Raw genomic sequence first — 22806 nt, 5'->3', positions numbered from 1 at the left:
AGTCCGCCGCCATGTACGAGTTGTCCCGGGTCCGCCTCTACTCCATCGGGCCTGCCGGTGCGCGCTACGCCGACACCGTCCTCGACCTGCGCGGCGTCGGTGAACCCGTCCCCAACCCGGCCCCGGCGCAGGCGGAGTTCTTCGAGGACGAGCCGGTCGGCCCGCCGCGCCGGCCCGCTCCGGCGGGCGTGCTCTTCCTGGAGAACGGCGGCGGCAAGTCCGTCCTGCTGAAGCTGATCTTCTCGGTGATGCTCCCCGGCCACCGCAACACCCTCGGCGGCGCCAGCTCCGGCGTGCTCCGCAAGTTCCTGCTCGCCGACGACTGCGGCCATGTGGCCCTGGAATGGCAGCACACCCTGACCGGTGAGTGCGTCGTCGTGGGCAAGGTCAGCGAGTGGCGGGGGCGGCAGGTCTCCAACGACCCCAGGAAGTTCGCGGAGGCCTGGTACTCCTTCCGGCCCGGTCCCGGGCTCAGCCTGGACAGCCTGCCCGTCGCGGAGGCCACCGCCGTCGGACGGCCCGCCGAAGGGGTCTCCGGGGCGCGGGGCAGGCGCCGCACCATGAAGGGGTTCCGCGACGCGCTGGTGGACGCCGGCAAGTTCTACCAGCACCTCGATGTGCACTGGGAAGAGATCCACGACCGCTGGAACGAGCACCTCGGCGACCTCGGACTCGACCCCGAACTCTTCCGCTACCAGCGCGAGATGAACGCCGACGAAGGTGAGGCCGCCGGACTCTTCGCGGTCAAGAAGGACTCCGACTTCACCGACCTGCTGCTCCGCGCCGTCACCGACACCCGCGACACCGACGGCCTCGCCGACCTGGTCAGCGGCTTCGGCAACAAGCTCGGCCGCCGCGCCGAGCTGACCGCCGAACGCGACTTCACCGCGGGCTCCGTCGACCTGCTCAACCGGATCGTCGAAGCGACCGAGACCCGCGCCCGCAGCCGCGACATCCACGCCGCCGCCGAGCGCCGCACCCGTACGCTCGCCCGCCGTCTGAGCGCCCGCGCCGCAGAGGAGCGCGGCCGCACCGCCGAGCTGGCCGAGCGGGTCACCGCCGCCGCGCACACCGTCACCGAGGCCGAGTCCACCCGGGGCCACCGCTCCCTCATCGCCGCCGAACTCGCCTACCGCCACGCCTCCCTGGCCCTGGCCGGCGCCGAGAAGAGCGCCGCCGCCGGACGCAAGGAGCTGGCCGAGGCCCGTACGCTGCACGCCGCCTGGCAGGCCGCCGAGGCCGTCCTGCGCCACCGTGCCGCCGCCGACCGTTCCGCCAGGGTCGCCGCCGCCATCCGCGAGGCCGAGCGCGACGCGGCCCCGGCGCTCGCCGCCCGCGCCACCGCCGCCGCCGACCTCGTACGGGCGCTGCACACCGCCGCAGAGGACGGCGAGCGCGTCGCCAACGAGCAGGAGGAGCGCTCCGAGACCCTCCAGGCCACCGGCGAGCGCGCCCACCGCGACGCCACGGTCGCCGCCACCGAGGCCCAGCGCGCCCGCAGCGAGGCCGGCCACCTGCGCCAGCGCCTCGCGGAGGTCGAGCAGGAGACCTCGGAAGCAGTCCAGGCAGGCTGGCTCGACAACACCGCGCCCGACGCCGACCCGGCCCGCGCCGCCCTGGCCGCCAGCGACGCCGAACAGTCCGCCGTCGCCGCCTGGGACACCGCCCGCGAAGCCGCCCGCACCGCCGCCGACCAGGCTCGCGAGGCGGCAGCCGCCGAGAGCCGCGCCGAGCTGACCGCCGCCCGCGCCGCCGATGGAGCCAAGGCGGCGGAGCAGAGTTACGAGGACGAGCTCAGGGCTGCCGAATCCATCGCCGCCGACCCGCGCCTCGCGGACCTGCTCGGCCTGCCCACAAGCACGGGCGTCCCGCACCCGCGCAGGGGAGCGGGCGAGGAGCCGTCGGGCGGGGCGCAGCGCGAAGCCGTACACACCGGCGCTCCGAGCGACGGCACTGCCACCGGCGTGAGCCCCACCGACGCCGCCCCGGACGCTGCGGTCGCCCTGGCCGACCAGCCCGTCCCCGCCCACCAGCCACTCACCGCCCAGGAGTTCGACCGCGGCGCCGACGAACTGCGCGAGCTCCTCGACCAGTCCGTCACCGCCGCCGAGCGCCGCCTCTTCGACCTGCGCACCGCCGCCGCCGACGACGCCCGCATCCTCGGCGCGCTCGGCGAAGGCGGGCTGCTGCCGCCGGGTCCCGACGTCCTCGCCACCGTCGAGTACCTGGGTGAGCACGGCATCCCGGCCCTGCCCGGCTGGCGCTACCTCGCCCAGGCCGTCGACCCGGCCGACCACGCCGCCGTCCTCGCCGCCCGCCCGGAGCTGGTCGACGGTGTCGTCATCACCGACCCCGACGCCCACACCCGAGCCCGCGAAGTCCTCGGCTCCGCCGCTCTGCTGCCCCGCTCCGCCGTCGCCGTCGGCACCACCGCCGCTCTCCTGGCGCCCGTTCCGCACCCCGGCACCGGCTCCGACGCGCAGCACGACGGCGTCTTCCTCGTCCCGCCGAACCCGGCCATGCACGACGAGCACGCCGCCGACGAGGAGCGCCACGCCCTGCGCTCCCGCGCGGCCGCCCGTGACGAGGACATCCGCACGCTCGCCGCCCGCCTCTCGGCCGACCGGGCCCTCTCCTCGCGCATCGGTTCCTGGCGCGCCGACTGCCCGCCCGGCATGCTCGCCGAGCTGGCCGAGGCCGCCGCCACCGCCCGTACGGCCGCCGAGAGCGCCGAAGCCGTCCTCGCCGAGGCCCGCACCGCCCGCGCCGAGGCCGACGAGGCCGCCGCCGACACCGCCCGGGTCCGCGAGGAGCGCCAGGAGGCCGCCCAGCGCGCCCGCCGGGTCGCCGACGCACTGGCCGGACTCGCCCACCGGCTGCGGGAGCGGGCCCGCTGGCAGGTCCGGCTCCGTGAACTGGTCGACGAAGCCGCCGAGTCCGAGGCCCGCGCCGCCGTCTGCCTGGACCTGGCCCGCTCCGCCGACGAGGACCGCCGGGCCGCCCAGCGCGCCGGCGACGACGCCCACCGCACCGCCCGCGCCCTGCGGGCCGAGCGCGCCGAGATCGCCGGAGCCCCGGAGAACCTCCCGGAGCCCGACGCGACCAAGCCCCGCACCGCGCTGCCCACCCTCCGCGAGGCCTACCGGGCCGCCTCCCAGCTGTACGAGAAGGTCGGCGTCGGCGCCGACCTGCGCGCCGAACAGGCCCGCGCCGAGAGCGACGAGAGCGCCGCCCTCGCCGAGCTGGACCGCCTCACCAACAAGGTCCGCACCCGCGCCGCACAGCTCCTCGAAGGCACCGACGGAGCCGACGGCCCCTCCCGCCAGGCCGCGGCGGCCCGCGCCGAATCCCACGTACAGCTCCTGGAGACCCGGGCCTCCACCGCCAGCGAGCAGCTCGGCCGGTACCGAGGCGAGGCCGAGCGGCTCGCCCCCGACGACGAGCGGCCGCACCATACCGAGCTGCCCGACGAGCTGGTCCCGGCCGACGCCGAGCAGGCCCAGACCCTTCTGCGTACGGCCACCGGCGAACTGGCCTCCGCCACCGCCGCCCTGGACACCGCCCGCGCCGCCCACAGCGAGCTGCTCCACGCCCACCGCACCGCCGAGGACTCGGCGGGCGGCTTCGACGAGACGGCGGCCCTCCTGCGCGACCTGCTCCGCGACCACGGTACGGAGGACGGCGCCGAAGGCCCCGACCCGTATCCCGGCACGCTGGAGGAGGCCCGGCACTCCGCCGCCGAGGCCCGCCGCTCCCTGCGCGGCTGCTCCACCGACCTCTCGGCCGCCGAGAGCGCCGTACGGGAAGCGAGCGACATCCTCGTACGGCACGCCAACTCCACCCGCTACGAGCAGGTCCGCACCCCGGCCCGCCAGCAGATCCGCGAACTGCCCGCCTCCGCGCTGCCGGAGCACGCGCAGAAGTGGGCCGACGCCTTCGCGCCCCGGCTGCGCGTCCTGACCGACGAGCTGGTCCAGCTGGAGCGCAACCGCGACTCCATCGTCGACCGGCTGCGCGGCCTGGTCGAGTCCGCCCTCGCCACGCTCCGCTCCGCCCAGCGGCTCTCCCAGCTCCCCGAAGGGCTGGGGGAGTGGTCGGGGCAGGAGTTCCTCCGGATCCGCTTCGAGGAGCCTGATCAGGCCACTCTCACCGAGCGCCTCGGCGAGGTCATCGACGAGGCGACGCACGCCGCCCTCAAGAAGAACTCCGACCTGCGCCGGGACGGCATGTCCCTGCTGCTGCGCGGCGTCGAGGCGGCGCTGCGGCCCAAGGGCATCGCGGTGGAGATCCTCAAGCCGGACGCCGTGCTCCGCGCCGAACGCGTGCCCGTCGGGCAGATGGGCGACGTCTTCTCCGGCGGCCAGCTCCTCACCGCCGCCATCGCCCTCTACTGCACGATGGCGGCACTGCGCAGCAACGACCGGGGCCGCGACCGCCACCGGCACGCGGGCACGTTGTTCCTGGACAACCCGATCGGCCGCGCCAACGCCACATATCTGCTGGAGCTCCAGCGCGCGGTCTCCGATGCGCTCGGCGTGCAGCTGCTCTACACGACCGGCCTCTTCGACACGACCGCGCTCGCCGAATTCCCGCTCGTCATCCGCTTGCGCAACGACGCCGACCTGAGGGCCGGGCTGAAATACATCAGCGTCGAGGAGCACCTGCGCCCCGGACTGCCGCAGCAGGACCCGGACGGCGAGACGGTCCACGGCGAGATCACGGCGACCCGCATGTTCAAGCGGAGCGCCCAGCAGACCTCACCGTCGGCCCCGCAGCCGCAGCCGGCTGAGCAGTCGCAGGTTCAGGCCCGGCCGGAGGCATAACCTCCGGCCCTCGCGGGCCCGGTGAGAGACCGGTCCCGCGGGCCGGTGTCACGCCCGGGAGAGGTCGCCGGCGCTCCGGCGGCCGGATATCCTGCCGCCCGCCTCGTCCCGCTCGGCCGCCCGCGCCGCCCGCTGGGCCCGCCGCCGCTCCCGGCGCATCTGCCGGGCGGTGCTGCTCGGCTCCGACACCACGCCGTGCCGCTGGTTCCACACCTGCCGGGTGACCCAGACGTCCAGCACCGCCCAGGTGGCGACCACCGTGCTCGCCACACTGCTGAGCACCATCGGGAAGGCCAGCCAGGAACCGGCCAGCGTGCACAGGAAGGCGATCACCGCCTGGATGATCGTCAGCGCCATGATGAGGACGGCGCGCACCGCCGCCGTCCTCACCGCATCCGGCATCCGCCGCTTCCTGGCCGGCTCCTCCACCCACAACTGCCGCGGAATCCGCGCCCCGTCCCCGCCGTCCGTCAACTGCCGCGGAATCCGCGGCCCTTCCGCGGCGTCCGTCCTCGCGGTGCCGACCGGTGTCATCGGTGCTCCGGCGCGTCCGCGCTCCTGCGTGCTCAAGGTCCTTCAACTCCCCACCACTGTCCGACTTCAGGGTGGCTGCCCGGCTCGCGCCGGTTCTACGCGGGCGGATGGGCTCCGTACCGCCGCGCGCGCTCCCGCCCTGCGTCTACCCCGTACGTATGGACGAACCACCCGCTCCGAAGATTCCCGCTGAAAGCCACCGCAGGGTCACAGAAGGCTACGGAACGAATAATTCCAGCCAACTGATCCGGGCCCGTCCTCAGGGGATCGGTGGGGATCCTCTGTCGCTTTCGCGAATTTCATCTCCGGGAATACCAGGACAACTCATGATCAAATCCTGATCGGACGGCTGAAAATCATCCGGACGTGCCTTCGAGTTGTCTCTGTGTCAGTAGTAGGCTCGCGCCGTTTATTGACGCAGGACGAACCTCGCCCGCGTCGGACCGATGCGCGCCGGTGTACGCACGGCGAAAGTCGGTGCAGGGTCGAGGGACGACCGGGAGAAGACCACCCCCGCGGTGCGGGGCCGATCTGGGGGAGGCCATGCGCTTTCGCGGGAAGTCCATCCGCAGGAAGATCGTGGCGTTGCTGCTGGTGCCGCTCGTCTCCCTCACGGGCCTCTGGGTCCTCGCGACCTACGTCACCGGCCGCCAGGCGACCGAGCTGATGAGCGTCAGCACCTCCGTCGACAAGGTCGCCGGGCCGCTGGAGGAAGCGGTCCGGGTCGTGCAGGCCGAACGACGGCAGACCCTGGTCTTCCTGGCCGACCCGCGCGCCTCCGACGCCCTGCCGCTCCTGCTGAGCCAGCGCGCCGACACCGACCGGGTCGTGGCCGAGGTCAGGAACAGCGCCCGGCAGAGCGACGTCCGCGAGGCGCTCGACGCCGAGGCCCGCACCCGGCTCGACGCGATCCTCAGCGCCGTCGACGGCCTGGACTCGCTGCGCGAATCGGTCGAGAAGCGCACCATCGGCCGGGCGAAGGCGCTGGACTTCTACAACGGCCTCGTCGACCCGGCGTACCGTTTCCTCAATGGCCTCCACACCACGGAGAACGGGTCGCTGGACAGGCAGATGCGGGCGCTGGTCGGGATATCCCGGGCCCGCGAGATGCTGTCGCGCGAGGACGCGCTGGTCGCCTCCAGTCTCGTCGCGGGCCGCTTCACCACCGCCGAACTGCGACAGATATCCGGCCTCGTGGCCCAGCGCGAGCTGCTCTACGAGGTCAGTCTCGAAAACCTCCCCGCCGCCGAGCGCCGCCGCGTCGAGCAGTTCTGGAGCAGCCCGGACGCCGAACCGCTGCGCACCGCCGAGGACGCACTGATCGCCGCCGGGCCCACCAAGCGCCAGGGCGCTGTCGACACCGACCGGTGGCAGCAGGCGGCGCCGCCCGTCCTGGAGCGGCTGGCCGACGACTCCACGGAGATGGGCGACCGCTTCCAGGACCGCGCGGAACCGGCCGGATACCGGGTCCTCGCCCAGGCCGGAATCGCCGGAGTCCTCGGCTTCCTGGCCCTGATCGTCTCGATCTTCGTCTCCGTACGGATCGGCCGCGAGCTCGTCCGCGACCTCTCCCGGCTCCGCAAGGACGCCCACGAGGTCTCCGGCGTACGCCTGCCGAGCGTCATGCGCCGACTGGCCGCCGGCGAACAGGTCGACGTCGAGACCGAGGCCCCGCACCTCACCTACGAGCGCGACGAGATCGGCCAGGTCGGCCAGGCGCTCAACACCCTCCAGCGCGCCGCCGTCGAGGCCGCGGTCAAGCAGGCGGACATGCGCCGCGGGGTCTCCGAGGTCTTCGTCAACCTCGCCCGCCGCAACCAGGTCCTCCTCCACCGCCAGCTGACCCTGCTGGACACCATGGAGCGCCGCACGGAGAACAGCGACGAACTGGCGGACCTGTTCCGCCTGGACCACCTCACCACCCGCATGCGCCGTCACGCCGAAGGGCTCGTGATCCTCTCCGGCGCCGCTCCCTCACGCCAGTGGCGCAAGCCCATCCAGCTCATGGACGTGGTGCGGGCCGCCGTCGCCGAGGTCGAGGACTACGAACGCATCGAGGTCCGGAGGCTGCCCCGGATCGGCGTGGGCGGCCCCGCCGTCGCCGACCTCACCCACCTCATCGCCGAACTCCTGGAGAACGCCACCGTCTTCTCGCCGCCGCACACCGCGGTCCAGGTGCACGGCGAGCGCGTCTCCAACGGCTTCACCCTCGAAATCCACGACCGCGGCCTCGGCATGCCCCCCGAAGTCCTCCTCGACGCCAACCTCCGGCTCGCCGAGACCCCCGACTTCGAGCTCTCCGACACCGACCGCCTCGGCCTCTTCGTGGTCAGCCGCCTCGCCCAGCGCCAGAACGTCCGGGTCTCCCTGCAGAAATCGCCGTACGGAGGCACCACCGCGGTCGTGTTCATCCCGGCCGCCCTCCTCACCGAGGCCCCCGACACCCACGGCACCGGCTTCCGCCTCGACCGCCGGGCCGAGCGGGCGATCGGCAGCGGCCGTACCAACGGCGACGCCTCGTCAGCCGCCTCCACCGCACCGGGCGGCGACCGCAGGGCGAACGGCCGCTCCGCCGTCCTCTCGCCCGTCCCGACCGGCCTCACCGGACCGGCGGTGCTCGACGGCCCCGTAGAACTCGAAGGCCCGGTCGGGCCCCTGGACCTGGCCGGCGACCCGCTGGACCGCGCCTCGGACCCTGCCCTCGATCCGGCTCTCGGGCCGGTGCTGGACGGCGTCTCCGACCTGGAGGACACCGAGAGCGAGCGCGGCGGCATCTTCCGCGCCCGCGACCTGCGCCGCGAGGACGGCCGGGACCCGCGCCGCGACGACGGCCCGACCTCGCGCCGCGAGGACGCCGGCACCGACAGGTTCCGCCGCGGTGACGCCGATGGCGCCCGCCGGGCCACCGACCGCGACCAGCACCAGCAGGCCCGCGACCACGGCGAAGGCCCCACCGCCGAGGTCCGCCCGATGCGTCCCGCCGGCCCCGTACCGCTGCCGCGCCGCACCCCGCCGACCCTGGTCACCGACCGCGGCCGCCGCGTGGACGACCAGGCCGCGGAGGCCACCGACACCGCCACCTCCGCCGAGCCGTCCACGACCGCACCCCGCACCCCGACCGGCCCGGTAGCGCACACCACCTCGTGGGCCGCCCGCGCCGCACAGCGCACACCGGCACCGCTCACCACACCAGAACCACCGCACACCTCAGAACCACCCGCCACCCCCGCACCACCCCGCTCCACCGAGGCCGGCCGCGACACCGCCCCCGACACCGTGGGCGGCCTGCCCCGGCGGGTCCGCCAGGCCAGCCTCGCCCCCCAGCTCCGTGCGGAGTCCACGGACCGGACTCCGCACCGGGCGCCCGTGGACACGGCCGACGACTACGACCGTGACGCGGACGAGGTACGCAACCGCATGGCTTCACTCCAGCGTGGCTGGCAGCGCGGTCGTCGGCAGAACGCCGAGGACGCACAGGACGCTGCCGGCTCCGAGGGAACAGCACCAGGAACCACTCCGGGAGGAGACGGTCGATGACCGCACCGAACGCCGCAGCATCCAACCCCGCACGCCAAGGCTCGGGCGAACTGAACTGGCTGCTCGACGAACTCGTCCAGCGCGTCGCCAGCATCCGCAAGGCGCTGGTGCTCTCCAGCGACGGCCTGGCCACCGGCGCCTCGGCCGATCTGACCCGCGAGGACAGTGAGCATCTCGCCGCCGTCGCCTCCGGGTTCCACAGCCTCGCCAAGGGTGTGGGACACCATTTCGACGCGGGCCGGGTGCGCCAGACCGTCGTCGAGCTGGACGAGGCGTTCCTCTTCGTGACCGCGGCGGGCGACGGCAGCTGTCTCGCCGTCCTGGCCGAAGCGGACTCCGACGTGGGCCAGGTGGCGTACGAGATGACGCTGATGGTCAAGCGCGTGGGGGCCCACCTGGCCAACGCCCCACGGACGACCGGTCTGCCCGCCGGAGGGTGAGGGCCGGGCATGAGCGCTGACTCCCCCCGGGGCGCGAACCCCGGCTCCACGGATTCCGGTTCCACGGATCCCGGCCCCACGGCCCCCGAGCCCACCGGCTCGGATCCCCGGGGCCCCGGATCCACCGGCCCCGGATCCCCGGACGCGATCACCACCGACCCTCAGTCCTCGCGGTGGTACGACGCGGAGGCCGGGCCGGTGGTCCGGCCGTACGCCATGACCCGGGGGCGCACCAGCAGCGCCTCCCGGCACCGGCTCGACCTGATCGCCCTCGTCGTGCCCGAACCGGCCGCAGAGGACCCCGGCCGGGACCAGACGCTCGCGCCCGAACACGTCACGATCGTCGAACTCTGCAGCGACGCGCCCCAGTCGATCGCCGAGCTCGCCGCCGAACTCGACCTCCCGGTAGGGGTGGTACGGGTCCTGGTCGGCGATCTCGTCGAGGACGAACTGGTGCACGTCACCCGACCCGTTCCGCCGGCCGAACTGCCGGACGTGAACATTCTTCGCGAGGTAATCAATGGCCTTCGGGCGCTCTAGCCGCGTCAAGCAGCGGCCCGTCGAGCCCGTCACCCTCAAGATCCTGGTGGCGGGAGGGTTCGGCGTCGGCAAGACGACCGCGGTCGGCGCGGTCAGCGAGATCAGACCGCTGCGCACGGAGGAGCGGCTGAGCGAGGCGGGACGCCCGGTGGACGACCTGGCGGGAGTGGAGGCCAAGACCACCACCACGGTCGCGATGGACTTCGGCCGGATCACGGTCCGCGAGGACCTGGTCCTCTACCTCTTCGGCACGCCGGGCCAGGACCGCTTCTGGTTCCTCTGGGACGAGCTGGCCCAAGGCGCTCTCGGCGCGGTCGTCCTCGCCGACACCCGCCGTCTGGAGGACTGCTTCGCCGCGGTCGACTACTTCGAGCGCCGCCGGATCCCGTTCACCGTGGCCGTCAACTGCTTCGACGGGGCGGGGCAGTTCCCCGCCGAGACCGTGCGGGCCGCTCTCGATCTCGACCCCGAGGTACCGGTGCTGCTGTGCGACGCTCGGGACCGTGCCTCGGTACGTGACGTCCTCATCGCGGTCGTCGAGCACGCCTTGGAGCGCGCGGCCCGGGACCGCGCGCCCATCGCCACCTGACGGGTCCTGCGGTTCCACGGCCGTACGCGTACGGCCCGCACCCCCGCCGACAGGGGTGCGGGCCGCGCACCGTCCGGCGGACCGGGCTGTGAGTGTTCTGCGGCGATGACGAGCCGTCAAGTCATGTCCAGGCAAAAGGTGTTCGCAGCGGCCTCACCGAACGGCAACCACCGCCGAACCGTGTCCGAACAACCCTTGGTTCGCCGTGATGCCCACCCTTGCGCCGGGCACCTGACGCCGCCCGGCCCGGCCGCGCAACTGCCGGTTGAGCTCACACACCTGGGCGATCGCCTGCGCCGGCACCGCCTCGCCGAACGAGGCCAGCCCACCGCTCATGTTGACCGGGATCCGGCCGCCCGGTGCGGTGACCCCCTCCCGTACGAGCTTCGCGCCCTCACCCGGACCGCAGAGCCCGATGTCCTCGTACCACTCCAACTCCAGTGCGGTGGAAAGGTCGTAGACCTCCGCCAGCGACAGATCCTCCGGCCCGATCCCCGCCTCCTCGTACGCGGCCCGGGCGATCGAGCGCCGGAAGCTCTCCGGCGACGGCTCCACGGCGACCGCCGAGTCGGTGCCGATGTCCGGCAGGTCGAGGACGGTCCGCGGGAAGGTCGGCGTCACGGTGGAGACGGCCCGGATCCGCACCGGATCGGCCACTCCGCGCCGCCGCGCGAACGCAAGGCTGCACAGCACCAGCGCGGCGGCCCCGTCGGAGGTGGCGCAGATGTCCAGCAGCCGCAGCGGATCGGCGACGACGGCCGAGGCGGCAACTTCCTCCGCTGTCACCGGAGTTCGGTAGCGGGCGTACTCGTTCACCGCCCCCGCCGCCGCGTTCTTGACCTTGACCAGCGCGAAGTCCTCCAAGGTGTCCCCGTACAGGGCCATCCGGCGCCTCGCGTAGAGTCCGAAGTACGCCGGGTTCGTCGCTCCGAGCACCCGGAAGCGCAGCCAGTCCGGATCGTCCGGCCGCTCCCCGCCCGCCGGGGCGAAGAACCCCTTGGGCGCCGCGTCCGCCCCCACCACCAGGACCACGTCCGCCATCCCGGCCAGGATCTGGGCCCGCGCGGTGTCGATCGCCTGCGCCCCGGACGCACACGCGGCGTACACGGACGCCACCCGCGCCCCCTGCCACCCCAGCGCCCGCGCGAACGTCGCCCCGGCCACATACCCCGGGTACCCGCCCCGGACCGTCTGCGCGCCGACCACCGACCCCACCTCGGGCCACCCGATGCCCGCGTCGTCGAGAGCGGCGCGCGCGGCGGCACGCCCGTACGTGACGAAGCCGCGCCCCCACTTGCCCCACGGGTGCATCCCGGCCCCGAGCACGGCCACATCGCCGCTCACGACAGAGCCTTTGCCGCCACGGGCCGCCAGTTCCACGTCGTGTGTACGGTGCCGGTCACCGGATCCTCGTCGAGGACGCCCGGCACCACCTCCACCGCCGACCCGACGGGCAGATCGTCCACGCCCACTCCGGGCGCGGCCTGTCCCAGCACCACCATGCGCTCGGCCGCCAGCTCCACGGCGACCAGCGTGTACGGCACCCAGGGCACCGCGGGATCGCTGACGTACGGCGGAGGGGGCCGGTAGCGCCCGTCGGTGCAGGACCACACCGTGCCCCGCTTCGACAGCGGCACCTCCTCCAACACCCCGCCTGGGCAGCTCGGGTTGCGGCAGTGGCCGTCCTCACGGGGGAAGTGGACCGACCGGCAGCCCGAGCACCGGGTGCCCAGCAGCCGGAACTCCTCCTCAACGGTGTCCTCGGTGAACCAACCGGCCACCACGGGTATGCGCGTACGCGGCAAAGCCCCTCCCCGGCACTGGATCTGACGGAACGTCAGAAGTGTGCCACGGGCGACCGCCCCCGGCGAGAGGAGCGGCCCCGGGGGCCGCTCCGTACGCGGCCACGAGAGTGACTCCGCGCGCGGCTCAGCCGTTCTCGGCCAGCCACTTGGCCGCGGTCTCGGCCAGCTCGGCGTCCCGGCCGGCCAGCATCATCCCGATCATCTGCGCGTCCCCGCGCAGCGACCACGCCGGATGCCCGAACGTCGCCGGGTTGTTCTTCTCGATCAGGAAGTGCGCGGGCCAGGCGGTGCCGTACCCGATCAGCGGCAGCGCCGCCAGGTATCGCTTCCGCCCCCGCGCCAGCCCGTAAGCCGTGATCGCGAGACCGGTGAGCGTGCCGGTCAGATGGACCCAGCGGGTGGCGGCACGGGAGTGCATCGCGACGTAGTAGGGCCAGAATTCCTCGTACGAATCGAACGTCTGCTGTGACATAGGGGCACCGTAGCGGCCCGACCGGCAACCGAACACGCCCCTTTCGCGTCCGAAAGGAAGAACGGGCGGCCGGAGCCCACGGGGGTGGTCCCGGTCGCCCGTTCCTTTCAGCGCCTGCCCACCGACCCGCGGTCCACCGGAAAGTCGAAGTAGGTGTCCGGGAACAGCTCGGGCTGGTAGGTGAAGTGCCACCACTCCTCGGGCAGGTTGACGAACCCCACCTCGGTCAACGCCCCTTTCAGGAAATGCCGGTTGGCCCGTTGCTTCCCCTGGATCCGGGGATCATCGGTGTGCGACAGAGTGTCGAAACAGTCATAACCGGTGCCCATGTCGATCGAGTTGTCGGGGAACCGCTCGTCCTGCGGTGCGAAGCAGGGCGTCAGCCGTTCGCCCGGTCGGTACGGCCGGGTCGGCAGAGCCGGCAGCCGGACCAGGGTCAGGTCCACCGTGCTGCCCCTGCTGTGCCCGGACTTCTCCGCGATGTAACCGTCCTCGAAGAGACGGGACTTGTCGACCAGCGGATAGAACTCCGCCTTCATGGACTGGTCGTCGAGATCCTTCGCCCACCGCACGAAATGGTCGACCGCCCGCTGCGGCCGGTAACAGTCGTACACCTTCAGTGAATAGCCCTGCCGCAGCAGCCGCTTCTGCGCCTGATGCAGAGCGCGGGCGGCGGGCCGGGTGAGGATGCAGAGGGGCTGCCGGTAGCCGTCGACACGCTCGCCGAGGAAGGTGTGGGCCGTGGTGTAGCGCATCTCCTGAATGATCGTCGGATCCACCGACCGCAACGCCACGAACCCATCGGGCGCCCTGGGTTCGGGACGGGCCTGCGTCGAAGCGGATCCGGACCGGGCCTGTGCCGGGGCGGCGGCCGTGACGGCCAGCAGAGCGGCTCCAGCGGTGGCCAGGGCACGGAGAGCGGTACGCATTCCTGTCATGGCCACATCGTCTATCAGCTTCCCGCCCCCGGCGGAAGGACGATCGGATACAGTCCGCCCGTGTCCGAGCCCACCAGCAGCCCCGCCCCGACGACCGGCCGGCAGCCGACCCCGTACGTCAAGGACTCCCACTGCTCCACCTGCGGAGCTCCGTACACCGCCCTCACCGCCCCCGGCACCTGGCCCCGAACCTGCCCGCGCTGCGGCGCCACCGCCTACCGCAACCCGCTCCCGGTCGCCGTGGCCCTGCTCCCGGTGACCGGCCCCAGCGCCACCGGACTCGTCGTCATCACCCGCACCATCGAGCCGCGCAAGGGCGGCACGGCGCTGCCCGGCGGCTTCGTCGACCACGCCGAGGACTGGCGCCAGGCGGTCGTGCGCGAACTCCACGAGGAGACAGGGATCGAGGCCGCAGCAGAGGACGTCCGCCTGGCCGATGTCCTCAGCGACACCGCCGGCCACCTCCTGGTCTTCGGCCTCCTCCCGCCACGCCCCCTGACCAGCCTGCCGCCCTCCGTCCCCACCGACGAGACCTCGGGTTACGAGATCCTGTACGCGCCCCGCCCCTTGACGTTCCCCCTGCACACGGAGGCGGCGAACGCCTGGTTCGCGGGCCGCTACAGCTGAGCCCGCGCCCCTCGCCGGGCGCTCCCTAGTCCCCCCGAACCCGCACCGGAAGCCCCACCGAGCCTCCCGCCCCACCGTCCCGCTCCACCACCACGCGCTCCCCCTCCCACCGCGACACATACCGCTCGACCTCGGCCTCGGCCCACCCGTCACCCGGGTCCCGGACCACGAGACCGCCTCCGGTACGCCCCGGAGCCGGCGCCCACACCTCCAGCTCCAGCTCCCCGTCCGCATCCCGCACCGGAATCACGGCCCCCGCCCGCGCCAGCACCGGAATGCGGGAGAGCGGCGCGTCCACCACCACCGGCCCCGGCCCCTCGTACGCCCGCCCGGTCACCGTGTCGTACCAGCGCCCCCGGGGCAGCCGCACCACCCGCCGGTCCGCACCGGCCTCCATCACCGGCGCCACCAGCAGCGCATCACCCAGCAGAAAGGCGTCCTCGCACCCCCGCAACGCCCGGTCACCCGGCGCCGCCCACCACACCGGCCGCACATAGGGCGCCCCCGACAGCCGCGCCACGTGCGAGAGCGTCACGAAGTACGGGTGCAGCCGCTCCCGCTCCACCAGCGCCGCCCGCGCGTGCTCCAGCACCTCCGGCCCGAACTCCCACGGCTCCCGCCGCCCCGCGTCGATCGCCGCATGGGTCCGGAACAGCGGCAGGTACGCGCCCAGCTGGAACCACCGCAGATACAGCTCCGGCGACGGGAACCCGTCGAATCCGCCCACATCCGGCCCCGAGTACGGCACCCCGCACAGCCCGAGACCCAGCACCAGCGAGAGCGAGGCCCGCAGCCCCGGCCACCCGGTCGACACATCACCGGACCAGGTGCCCCCGTACCTCTGCATCCCCGCCCACCCCGACCGCGAGAACAGGAACGGCCGCTCCTCGGGACGCAGCCGGAGCAGCCCCTCGTACCCCGCACGGGCCATCGCGAGCCCGTACACGTTGTGCGCCTCGCGATGGTCGCCGCCCGCACCCTCCAGGACGTGCCGGGCCGAACGCGGCAGCGACGGGTCGCCGAACGCGGTGAACGAGACCGGCTCGTTCATGTCGTGCCAGACCCCCGAGAAGCCCTGCGCAAGCCGCTCCTCATACAGAGATCCCCACCATTCCCGCACAACCGGATCAGTGAAATCCGGATAGACACAGGCGCCGGGCCACACCTCACCCACCACCACCCGCCCCCGCGCGTCCCGCACGTATGCCCCACGCTCCCCGAGCGCCACACCCGCGTCGAACACCGCGTCACCCGGGGCCGCCTTCACCGCCGGATCCACGATCGACACCAGCCGTACGCCCTGGTCACGCAGCTCCTCCGCCAGCTCGGGCAGTGCGGGGAACCGCTCCCGGTCGACCGTGAACACCCGGTGCGCGTCGTAGTGGTCGATGTCCAGATGCAGCACGGAGAGCGGAAGCCCGCGCTCCCGGTACCCGGCCACCACCCGCCGCACCTCCCGCTCACTGCCGAACCCCCACCGCGCGTGCTGCGGCCCCAGCGCCCACGACGGCGGCACCGCCGGCGCACCCGTCAACGCCGTCCACCCCCGCAGCACCCGGGCCGGCGTCCCCGTCACCACCCAGCACCGCAGCGGACCGCCCTCCATCCGCACCTCACAGGTCCCCGGCCGGTCATGCCCCGAGCCCGCGCCCTCCTCGCCCTCACGCACCACCACCCGGCCCGACCAGGTGTTGTCGTGGAACGCCAGATGCGTGCCCGCGTCCGACACCACCACCTGCACCGGCATGGTCAGATACAGCGGATCGTCCCCCGGACCGAACCGCCCGCCCGGATCGGTGTTCCACAGCCCGTAGGTCCCGTCCCGCAGCCGGGGCCCCGACGCCCGCCCGCCGAGACCGAAGAACCGCGCGTCCGCAGGCACCTCCGACCGCTGCACCCACCGGACCGCACCGCCGCCCACCGGCTCCCACCAGCGCGGCGGCAGCTCCCGCCGCAACAGCACCCCGCCCGGCGTCCGCAGCTCCACCGCCCCCGTCCGCGACACGATCACCGTCAGCCGCTCCGAGACCACCTGCCAGCCACCGTCCTGGCCCGGCTCCAGCACCGCCCGCGGATCCGGCCCCGGCACCTCACCCGCCAGGGCGTACGACGGCAGCGGATCCGCCCCGTCCCACGCCCAGAACACCGCACCGCCCACCGTCACCCGGACCCGCAGCTCCGAACGGGCGAACCGCACCACACCCCCGCCGGGCTCCGGCTCCGCCCCCACCAGAGCACCGGGCACCCGGGCCCGCTCCGCACCGCGCGGAGGCAGCGCACGCGCGTCCGCCGACCGGCGCCGCCAGGCCGCGCGCACCGTCCGCAGCCCCCGTACCGAACCGACCAACCTCACCCGACGCACCAGGTCACGACCGTCCATGGCGCACACCCTGCCACCCGCCAGGACCGCAGAACCCCCCGTTCAACTGCCGTTCACCCGTCCTCGGCGAGGAATCGCAGCCCGCATCACGCGGGGCCACCCTGGTGCCGAAGACGATCACATGGCATCGTCCGTGTCAGCCGCTCACGCGCACACCCCAGCCCGTGCGCGCCGACACGCCACCCGCGTACCCGCCCAGCCAGGGAGCCGCCCCATGACCGCAGCCACGCCCGACGCCCCCCTCTGGCAGCCCAGCCCCGAGCGCATCGAGGCCGCGGCCGTGACCCGCTTCCAGAGCTGGGCCGCGAGCCGCTTCGGAGCTCCGGCCGACGGCGGGTACGAGGCCCTGCACCGCTGGTCCGTCGACGAGCTCGACACCTTCTGGCAGGCCGTCGCCGAGTGGTTCGACATCCGCTTCTCCACCCCGTACGAGAGCGTCATCGGCGACCGCACCATGCCCGGCGCCACCTGGTTCCCGGGCGCCACCCTCAACTACGCCGAACACGCGCTGCGCACCGCAGAGGACCCGGCCCGCGCCGACAGCCCCGCGCTCCTGTACGTCGACGAGACCCACACCCAGGTCCCCATCAGCTGGTCCGACCTCCGCCGCCAGGTCGGCGCACTCGCCGCCGAACTCCGCGCCCTCGGCGTCACCCCCGGCGACCGCGTCAGCGGCTACCTCCCCAACATCCCGCAGGCCGTCGTCGCCTTCCTCGCCACCGCGGCCGTCGGCGGCGTCTGGACCTCCTGCGCACCCGACTTCGGCGCCCGCAGCGTCCTCGACCGGTTCCAGCAGATCGAACCCGTCGTCCTCTTCACGGTCGACGGCTACCGCTACGGCGGCAAGGAGCACGACCGTACGGAGACCGTCGCCGAACTCCGCCGCGAACTGCCCACCCTGCGCGCCGTCGTCCACATCCCGCTGCTCGGCACCGACGCCCCCGAAGGCGCCCTCGCCTGGGCGGCCCTCACCTCCGCCGACACCGAGCCGGTCTTCGAACAGGTCCCCTTCGACCACCCGCTCTGGGTCCTCTACTCCTCCGGCACCACCGGCCTGCCCAAGGCCATCGTCCAGTCCCAGGGCGGCATCCTGCTCGAACACTTCAAGCAGCTCGGCCTGCACTGCGACCTCGGCCCCGAGGACCGCTTCTTCTGGTACACCTCCACCGGCTGGATGATGTGGAACTTCCTCGTCTCCGGCCTCCTCACCGGCACCACCGTCGTCCTGTACGACGGCAGCCCCGGCCACCCCGACGTCAGCGCCCAGTGGCGGATCGCCGAACAGACCGGCGCCACCCTCTACGGCACCTCCGCCGCGTACGTCATGGCCTGCCGCAAGGCCGGCATCCACCCGGGCCGCGACTTCGACCTCTCCCGCATCCAGTGCGTCGCCACCACCGGCTCGCCCCTCCCGCCCGACGGCTTCCGCTGGCTCCACGACGAGGTGGCCGAGGACCTCTGGATCGCCTCGGTCAGCGGCGGCACCGACGTCTGTTCCTGCTTCGCCGGAGCCGTCCCCACGCTCCCGGTCCACATCGGCGAACTCCAGGCCCCGTGCCTCGGCACCGACCTCCAGTCCTGGGACCCGTCGGGCAAGCCCCTCATCAACGAGGTCGGCGAACTGGTCGTCACCAACCCCCTCCCGTCCATGCCGATCCGCTTCTGGAACGACCCCGACGGCAGCCGCTACCACGACAGCTACTTCGACATGTACCCCGGCGTCTGGCGCCACGGCGACTGGATCACCATCACCGACCACGGCTCGGTGATCATCCACGGCCGCTCCGACTCCACCCTGAACCGCCAGGGCGTCCGCATGGGCTCCGCCGACATCTACGAGGCCGTCGAACGGCTCCCCGAGATCCGCGAGTCCCTCGTCATCGGCCTCGAAGAGCCCGACGGCGGCTACTGGATGCCGCTCTTCGTCCACCTCGCCGAAGGCGCCACCCTCGACGACGACCTCCGCGCGGCCATCAAGGCGACCATCCGCGAGAACCTCTCCCCGCGCCACGTACCGGACGAGGTCATCGCGGTCCCCGCCATCCCGCACACCCTCACCGGCAAGCGCATCGAGGTCCCGGTCAAGCGCCTGCTCCAGGGCACCGAACTCTCCAAGGCGGTCAACCCGGGCTCGGTCGACAACCTCGACCTGCTCCACTTCTACGCCGAACTGGCCGCGAGCCGCTGCCGCTGACCGATTGTCAGTCCCCCTGATTACTCTGAGTGAGCAATGATTCACCGCGCACAGGGGGACACATGGCGCAGCAGGACAACACCAAGCACAGCTCCGCACACAACGCGAAACACCGCATCAACCCCAGCAGCAAACACGGCACCAAGCAGGACACCACCCTCCGCCGAACACTGCGCCGCGAAGCCCCGAGCACCGTCGGCCTCCTGGTCGACACGCAGGACTTCGCGGCCATGCGGCGCTACCGAACCTTCCCGTTCGACGACCACGCCGGCTACCTGCACCAGGTCGAAGGCCTGCTCAAGTCCCTGGCCGCCCAAGGCATGCACATCACGGTCGCCCTCTTCGACCCGGAGGACTACGCCGATTTCTGCGCGGAGTCCGGACTCGACGCGGACACCGGCGCCAGCCGCAGCCGCTTCACCGCCGAGATCGCCGCCGCCGGAGCCACCATCGCCTACACCGGCCAACGCCTCACCGACCTCATCCCGCTCCTCGTCGCCCGCGCGGTCCGCCAGGCCACCTGGGAGTACGCCACTCTCCTCCTCGCCGACCTCGGAGCCTGCGCGGACTGCGGCCAGGACATCGGACGGGCCGCCTTCGACCGGGCCTCCCACCTCCTGACCCGTCTGCTGGAGACGGCCGGACCGGGCACCCACCACCTGGTCTGCTCCACCCCGACGGAGAACGACCAGCTCCTGGCGGTGCTCCACACCCACCGCGACACCACCGGCCCGGCCCGCCTCGACACCTCGGAAGGCGCGGAGTTCGCCACCGTGCTCGCCGTGGCCGTCGCCTTGGAGGCACCCGGGGGAGTCGTGCTCCGGACCAGCGCCCCCGACAGCCCGGACCGCGTCCACGGCTGGCGACTGGCGTACGGCGCCCTTGCCCCGCTCACCGCGGGCGAGGTCTTCAACGCCTACTGCACGGACGCCGAGACCGGAGAGCCCGTCTCCCCGGAATCCGGCGTGGAGTACTGCGCGGGATTCGACATCGGAGCCGACCCGGCAGAACCGCACCGCTGACGCACACGCAGCAGGAGGGGCTCCCCGCCACACGGCGGGAAGCCCCTCCTGAACCTGCGATCCCGCTCTGCCTACTCGCCGGACAGCACAGCCTGAGCGGCGCTGCGCGCCTCGTCGGCGGAGTCGGCCGAACGGGCGGCGTTGGCCGCACGCTCGCACTGGGCCAGCGTGTACTTGGCCAGCGTGGCGCGCACGTAAGGAATGGACGCGGCACCCATCGAGAGCGAGGTGACCCCCAGACCGGTCAGCACACAGGCCAGCAGCGGATCCGCGGCGGCCTCCCCGCAGACACCACAGCTCTTGCCCTCGGCACGAGCGGCCTCGGCGGACAGCGCCACCAGATCCAGCAGCGCCGGCTGCCACGGGTCCTGGAGTCGTGACACGGCCCCCACCTGACGGTCGGCGGCGAAGGTGTACTGCGCCAGGTCGTTGGTGCCCAGCGACAGGAACTCGACCTCCTGGAGGATCGACCGCGCCCGCAGAGCGGCGGACGGAATCTCCACCATCGCACCGAACTTCGCCTGCAGCCCCGCCTCACGGCACGCGTCCGCGAACGCCTTGGCGTCGGTGCGGTCGGCCACCATGGGCGCCATGACCTCCAGGTACACCGGCAGACCCTCGGCCGCCTTCGCCAGCGCGGTCAGCTGGGTACGCAGCACCTCCGGGTGGTCCAGCAGGCTCCGCAGCCCCCGCACACCGAGGGCCGGGTTCGGCTCGTCGGTCGGCGTCAGGAAATCCAGCGGCTTGTCGGCACCGGCGTCCAGTACGCGGACGACGACACGCCCCTCGGGGAACGCCTCCAGCACCGCACGGTAGGCAGCAACCTGCTTCTCCTCGGAAGGAGCCTGCTTGCTGTCGTCCAGGAAGAGGAACTCGGTACGGAACAGCCCCACCCCCTCGGCCCCCGCCTCGACCGCCGCGGGCACATCGCCCGGACCGCCGACATTGGCGAGCAACGGCACCTTGTGCCCGTCCGACGTGGCACCGGGACCGGTCGCAGAGGACAGCGCGGCCTTACGAGCGGCAGCGGCGGCCTCCATCTCGGACCGCTTCTCCTCACTCGGGTCGACGAAGATCTCACCGGTGCTGCCGTCCACCGCCACGACCGTGCCCTCGGCCAGTTCACCGGCGCCGGGCAGAGCCACCACGGCCGGAACACCGAGCGCCCGCGCCAGAATCGCGCTGTGACTGGTCGGCCCGCCCTCCTCGGTCACGAAACCGAGCACCAGCGTCGGGTCGAGCAGCGCGGTGTCGGCCGGAGCCAGGTCACGCGCGATCAGCACGTACGGCTCGTCGCTGTCCGGCACCCCCGGCATCGGAACCCCGAGCAGCCGCGCCACGATCCGATTCCGTACGTCGTCGAGGTCGGCGACCCGCCCGGCGAGGTACTCACCGGCGTTGGCGAGGAGCGCCCGGTACGCGGCGAACGCGTCGTACACCGCGCGCTCGGCGGTGCTGCCCACGGCGATCCGCCGCTCGACATCGGACATCAGCTCGGGGTCCTGAGCCATCATGGCCTGCGCCTCGAGCACATGCTGTGCCTCGCCGCCCGCCAGATTGCCGCGCGCGATCAGATCGGCGGCCACGGCCTCCACCGCCTGCCGGGCACGCCCCTGTTCGCGCCCGGCCTCCTCGGTGGGAATCGATTTGGCGGGCGGCTCCAGCACCGCCGTACCCATGTGCCGAACCTCGCCGATGGCCACACCGTGGCTCACGCCGACGCCTCGCAGCGTTGTCTCCATTTCACCCGTCTCCGGTTGTGCGGTGAGCGTGTCACCGCGGTGGTTGTGCAACTGGCCGGTCACTGCGCCCGAGGCGCTACTGCCAGCCGAACAGCGTGTCGCCGACCTTCACATCCCCGTCCTCACGGACATCGGAGAGCGACTCGGCGGTGGCCTCCAGGGCCACGATCGGGCAGATGGGTGACTTGCCGGCCGCCTCGACGCCGGCCGGGTCCCAACGCACGATGCTCTGGCCCCGGGTCACCGTGTCCCCCTTGTTGACGAGAAGCTCGAAGCCTTCGCCGTTGAGCTGGACGGTGTCGATACCGAGGTGCGTCAGAACCCCGTGCCCGTCGGCGTCGACGACGACGAACGCGTGGGGATGCAGGGAGACGACGATGCCGTCTACCGGGGATACGGCCTCGGAGGGCTCACGTACGGGGTCGATGGCGGTGCCGGGACCGACCATCGCGCCGGAGAAGACCGGGTCGGGAACCGCGGTGAGTCCGATGGCGCGTCCAGCAAGAGGGGACGTCACGTTGGTCATGGGGAGCCTCCCAGGGGGTGGAGATTCAGGTGTCGCCGCCGCGGCTGATGTGGGGACGGCGTACTGCTCAGCAGAGTAAGTCATATGAAGTCCCAGTTCCGCCCGAGACCGCCCGGTTGACAGGCCTAGGGGTACACCGCAAGCGATTTGCCTCGGTCCCCGGCGACCTGTACTGTCGTACTCCTGCCTGACCCCAACGCGACTTTGAGCCGGGGGTCGGCGGCGACTTTCAAACCCAGATCCTAACCCTGACACCTTTCTTCGGCATGCCCGAGGGACGTGGTCAAGGAGACGGAAAAGGCCTGATAGAGTCGGACTCGCCGAAAGGGAAAAGCGCGAAAGCGAATTACCTGGAAGTGAAAAGCAGAACCCGCTTCGGCCGGGAATCAGACACGTAAAGAGTCTGATAGAGTCGGAAACGCAAGAACGAAGGGAAGCGCCCGGAGGGTCCCGGTGATACGGGACCGAAGGAAGCGTCCGTTCCTTGAGAACTCAACAGCGTGCCAAAAGTCAACGCCAGATATGTTGATACCCCGGCCTGTACTTGGTGCAGGTTGGTGGTTCCTTTGAAAAGTCCTACTGGTTCACTTCGGTGGCGGTAGGCAGTAACACAGCGAGGACGCTGTGAACGACGGGT

At 72.6% G+C, this 22806-nt stretch carries 16 protein-coding genes; 8 read left to right on the top strand and 8 right to left on the bottom strand.

Annotated elements, in window-relative coordinates; all coding sequences use genetic code 11:
• The first annotated feature begins 11 nt into the window (after positions 1 to 11).
• A complete protein-coding gene (locus ACIRR8_RS22585; RefSeq protein WP_404067660.1) occupies positions 12 to 4823 on the top strand; it encodes a hypothetical protein in 4812 nt (1603 codons plus the stop codon).
• 48 nt (positions 4824 to 4871) lie between these two features.
• Here ACIRR8_RS22585 and ACIRR8_RS22580 read toward each other — a convergent pair whose 3' ends face one another.
• Positions 4872 to 5393, bottom strand: a complete 522-nt coding sequence (locus ACIRR8_RS22580) for a hypothetical protein (protein ID WP_404067657.1) — start codon at positions 5391 to 5393, stop codon at positions 4872 to 4874.
• A 507-nt stretch (positions 5394 to 5900) separates the two neighbouring features.
• Here ACIRR8_RS22580 and ACIRR8_RS22575 point away from each other — a divergent pair.
• From ACIRR8_RS22575 to ACIRR8_RS22560, 4 genes are read left to right on the top strand one after another with little or no spacing between them, the layout of a single operon-like run.
• Entirely contained in the window at positions 5901 to 8894 is a 2994-nt protein-coding gene (locus tag ACIRR8_RS22575) for a nitrate- and nitrite sensing domain-containing protein (RefSeq protein ID WP_404067655.1), read from the top strand.
• Positions 8891 to 9334: a roadblock/LC7 domain-containing protein gene (locus tag ACIRR8_RS22570; RefSeq protein WP_404067652.1), complete on the top strand. Its 444-nt coding sequence runs from the start codon at positions 8891 to 8893 to the stop codon at positions 9332 to 9334. The genes ACIRR8_RS22575 and ACIRR8_RS22570 overlap by 4 nt, the downstream gene beginning before the upstream one ends.
• Positions 9335 to 9343: 9 nt before the next feature.
• A complete protein-coding gene (locus tag ACIRR8_RS22565; protein ID WP_404067649.1) occupies positions 9344 to 9874 on the top strand; it encodes a DUF742 domain-containing protein in 531 nt (176 codons plus the stop codon).
• Positions 9855 to 10463, top strand: coding sequence for a GTP-binding protein (locus ACIRR8_RS22560; protein ID WP_404067646.1), 609 nt, complete (start codon positions 9855 to 9857; stop codon positions 10461 to 10463). The genes ACIRR8_RS22565 and ACIRR8_RS22560 overlap by 20 nt, the downstream gene beginning before the upstream one ends.
• A gap of 153 nt (positions 10464 to 10616) precedes the next feature.
• On the opposite strand, the gene ACIRR8_RS22555 is transcribed toward ACIRR8_RS22560, so the two are convergent.
• The 4 genes from ACIRR8_RS22555 to ACIRR8_RS22540 all read right to left on the bottom strand — a co-directional run bounded on the left by ACIRR8_RS22555 (position 10617) and on the right by ACIRR8_RS22540 (position 13678).
• Positions 10617 to 11807 carry a lipid-transfer protein gene (locus ACIRR8_RS22555; RefSeq protein ID WP_404067643.1) on the bottom strand — a complete coding sequence of 397 codons (1191 nt, stop codon included), beginning with the start codon at positions 11805 to 11807 and terminating at the stop codon, positions 10617 to 10619.
• Positions 11804 to 12268, bottom strand: coding sequence for a Zn-ribbon domain-containing OB-fold protein (locus ACIRR8_RS22550; RefSeq protein ID WP_404067640.1), 465 nt, complete (start codon positions 12266 to 12268; stop codon positions 11804 to 11806). The genes ACIRR8_RS22555 and ACIRR8_RS22550 overlap by 4 nt, the downstream gene beginning before the upstream one ends.
• A 124-nt stretch (positions 12269 to 12392) precedes the next feature.
• Positions 12393 to 12740 carry a DUF962 domain-containing protein gene (locus tag ACIRR8_RS22545; protein ID WP_018512541.1) on the bottom strand — a complete coding sequence of 116 codons (348 nt, stop codon included), beginning with the start codon at positions 12738 to 12740 and terminating at the stop codon, positions 12393 to 12395.
• Positions 12741 to 12847: 107 nt separating this feature from the next.
• Entirely contained in the window at positions 12848 to 13678 is an 831-nt protein-coding gene (locus tag ACIRR8_RS22540) for a M15 family metallopeptidase (RefSeq protein ID WP_404067638.1), read from the bottom strand.
• A gap of 60 nt (positions 13679 to 13738) precedes the next feature.
• Here ACIRR8_RS22540 and ACIRR8_RS22535 point away from each other — a divergent pair, with 60 nt between their 5' ends.
• Complete coding sequence (locus ACIRR8_RS22535) at positions 13739 to 14305, top strand: NUDIX domain-containing protein (RefSeq protein WP_404067635.1); 567 nt, start codon at positions 13739 to 13741, stop codon at positions 14303 to 14305.
• A 25-nt stretch (positions 14306 to 14330) separates the two neighbouring features.
• Here the strand turns inward: ACIRR8_RS22535 and ACIRR8_RS22530 are convergent, their stop codons facing one another.
• The gene (locus ACIRR8_RS22530; RefSeq protein ID WP_404067633.1) at positions 14331 to 16685 is read right to left on the bottom strand and encodes a glycoside hydrolase family 31 protein; all 2355 of its coding nucleotides are present in this window, start codon (positions 16683 to 16685) and stop codon (positions 14331 to 14333) included.
• A gap of 214 nt (positions 16686 to 16899) precedes the next feature.
• Here ACIRR8_RS22530 and ACIRR8_RS22525 point away from each other — a divergent pair, with 214 nt between their 5' ends.
• Both ACIRR8_RS22525 and ACIRR8_RS22520 read left to right on the top strand, forming a co-directional pair.
• Entirely contained in the window at positions 16900 to 18879 is a 1980-nt protein-coding gene (locus ACIRR8_RS22525) for an acetoacetate--CoA ligase (RefSeq protein WP_404067630.1), read from the top strand.
• 62 nt (positions 18880 to 18941) lie between these two features.
• Complete coding sequence (locus ACIRR8_RS22520; protein ID WP_404067627.1) at positions 18942 to 19901, top strand: hypothetical protein; 960 nt, start codon at positions 18942 to 18944, stop codon at positions 19899 to 19901.
• 71 nt (positions 19902 to 19972) lie between these two features.
• On the opposite strand, the gene ptsP is transcribed toward ACIRR8_RS22520, so the two are convergent.
• Together ptsP and ACIRR8_RS22510 are read right to left on the bottom strand one after the other, a co-directional pair.
• On the bottom strand, positions 19973 to 21643 hold the full coding sequence (gene ptsP, locus ACIRR8_RS22515) for a phosphoenolpyruvate--protein phosphotransferase (RefSeq protein WP_404067624.1): 1671 nt from the start codon (positions 21641 to 21643) through the stop codon (positions 19973 to 19975).
• Positions 21644 to 21719: 76 nt separating this feature from the next.
• Positions 21720 to 22169, bottom strand: a complete 450-nt coding sequence (locus ACIRR8_RS22510) for a PTS glucose transporter subunit IIA (RefSeq protein ID WP_018512548.1) — start codon at positions 22167 to 22169, stop codon at positions 21720 to 21722.
• Between the last annotated feature and the right edge of the window lie 637 nt (positions 22170 to 22806).

This window comes from Streptomyces sp. NPDC101178, assembly GCF_044767965.1.
GTDB lineage: Bacteria > Actinomycetota > Actinomycetes > Streptomycetales > Streptomycetaceae > Streptomyces.
Note: the sequence above shows the minus strand (reverse complement) of the source record. Positions and strands in the feature narration are given on the sequence as shown.

Excerpts from the sequence above, each read along its gene's own strand:
- ACIRR8_RS22585 (WP_404067660.1), top strand. The coding sequence starts at position 12 with ATGTACGAGTTGTCCCGGGTCCGCCTCTACTCCATCGGGCCTGCCGGT.
- ACIRR8_RS22575 (WP_404067655.1), top strand. The coding sequence starts at position 5,901 with ATGCGCTTTCGCGGGAAGTCCATCCGCAGGAAGATCGTGGCGTTGCTG.
- ACIRR8_RS22570 (WP_404067652.1), top strand. The coding sequence starts at position 8,891 with ATGACCGCACCGAACGCCGCAGCATCCAACCCCGCACGCCAAGGCTCG.
- ACIRR8_RS22565 (WP_404067649.1), top strand. The coding sequence starts at position 9,344 with ATGAGCGCTGACTCCCCCCGGGGCGCGAACCCCGGCTCCACGGATTCC.
- ACIRR8_RS22560 (WP_404067646.1), top strand. The coding sequence starts at position 9,855 with ATGGCCTTCGGGCGCTCTAGCCGCGTCAAGCAGCGGCCCGTCGAGCCC.
- ACIRR8_RS22545 (WP_018512541.1), bottom strand. The coding sequence starts at position 12,740 with ATGTCACAGCAGACGTTCGATTCGTACGAGGAATTCTGGCCCTACTAC.
- ACIRR8_RS22540 (WP_404067638.1), bottom strand. The coding sequence starts at position 13,678 with ATGACAGGAATGCGTACCGCTCTCCGTGCCCTGGCCACCGCTGGAGCC.
- ACIRR8_RS22530 (WP_404067633.1), bottom strand. The coding sequence starts at position 16,685 with ATGGACGGTCGTGACCTGGTGCGTCGGGTGAGGTTGGTCGGTTCGGTA.
- ACIRR8_RS22525 (WP_404067630.1), top strand. The coding sequence starts at position 16,900 with ATGACCGCAGCCACGCCCGACGCCCCCCTCTGGCAGCCCAGCCCCGAG.
- ACIRR8_RS22520 (WP_404067627.1), top strand. The coding sequence starts at position 18,942 with ATGGCGCAGCAGGACAACACCAAGCACAGCTCCGCACACAACGCGAAA.
- ptsP (WP_404067624.1), bottom strand. The coding sequence starts at position 21,643 with ATGGAGACAACGCTGCGAGGCGTCGGCGTGAGCCACGGTGTGGCCATC.
- ACIRR8_RS22510 (WP_018512548.1), bottom strand. The coding sequence starts at position 22,169 with ATGACCAACGTGACGTCCCCTCTTGCTGGACGCGCCATCGGACTCACC.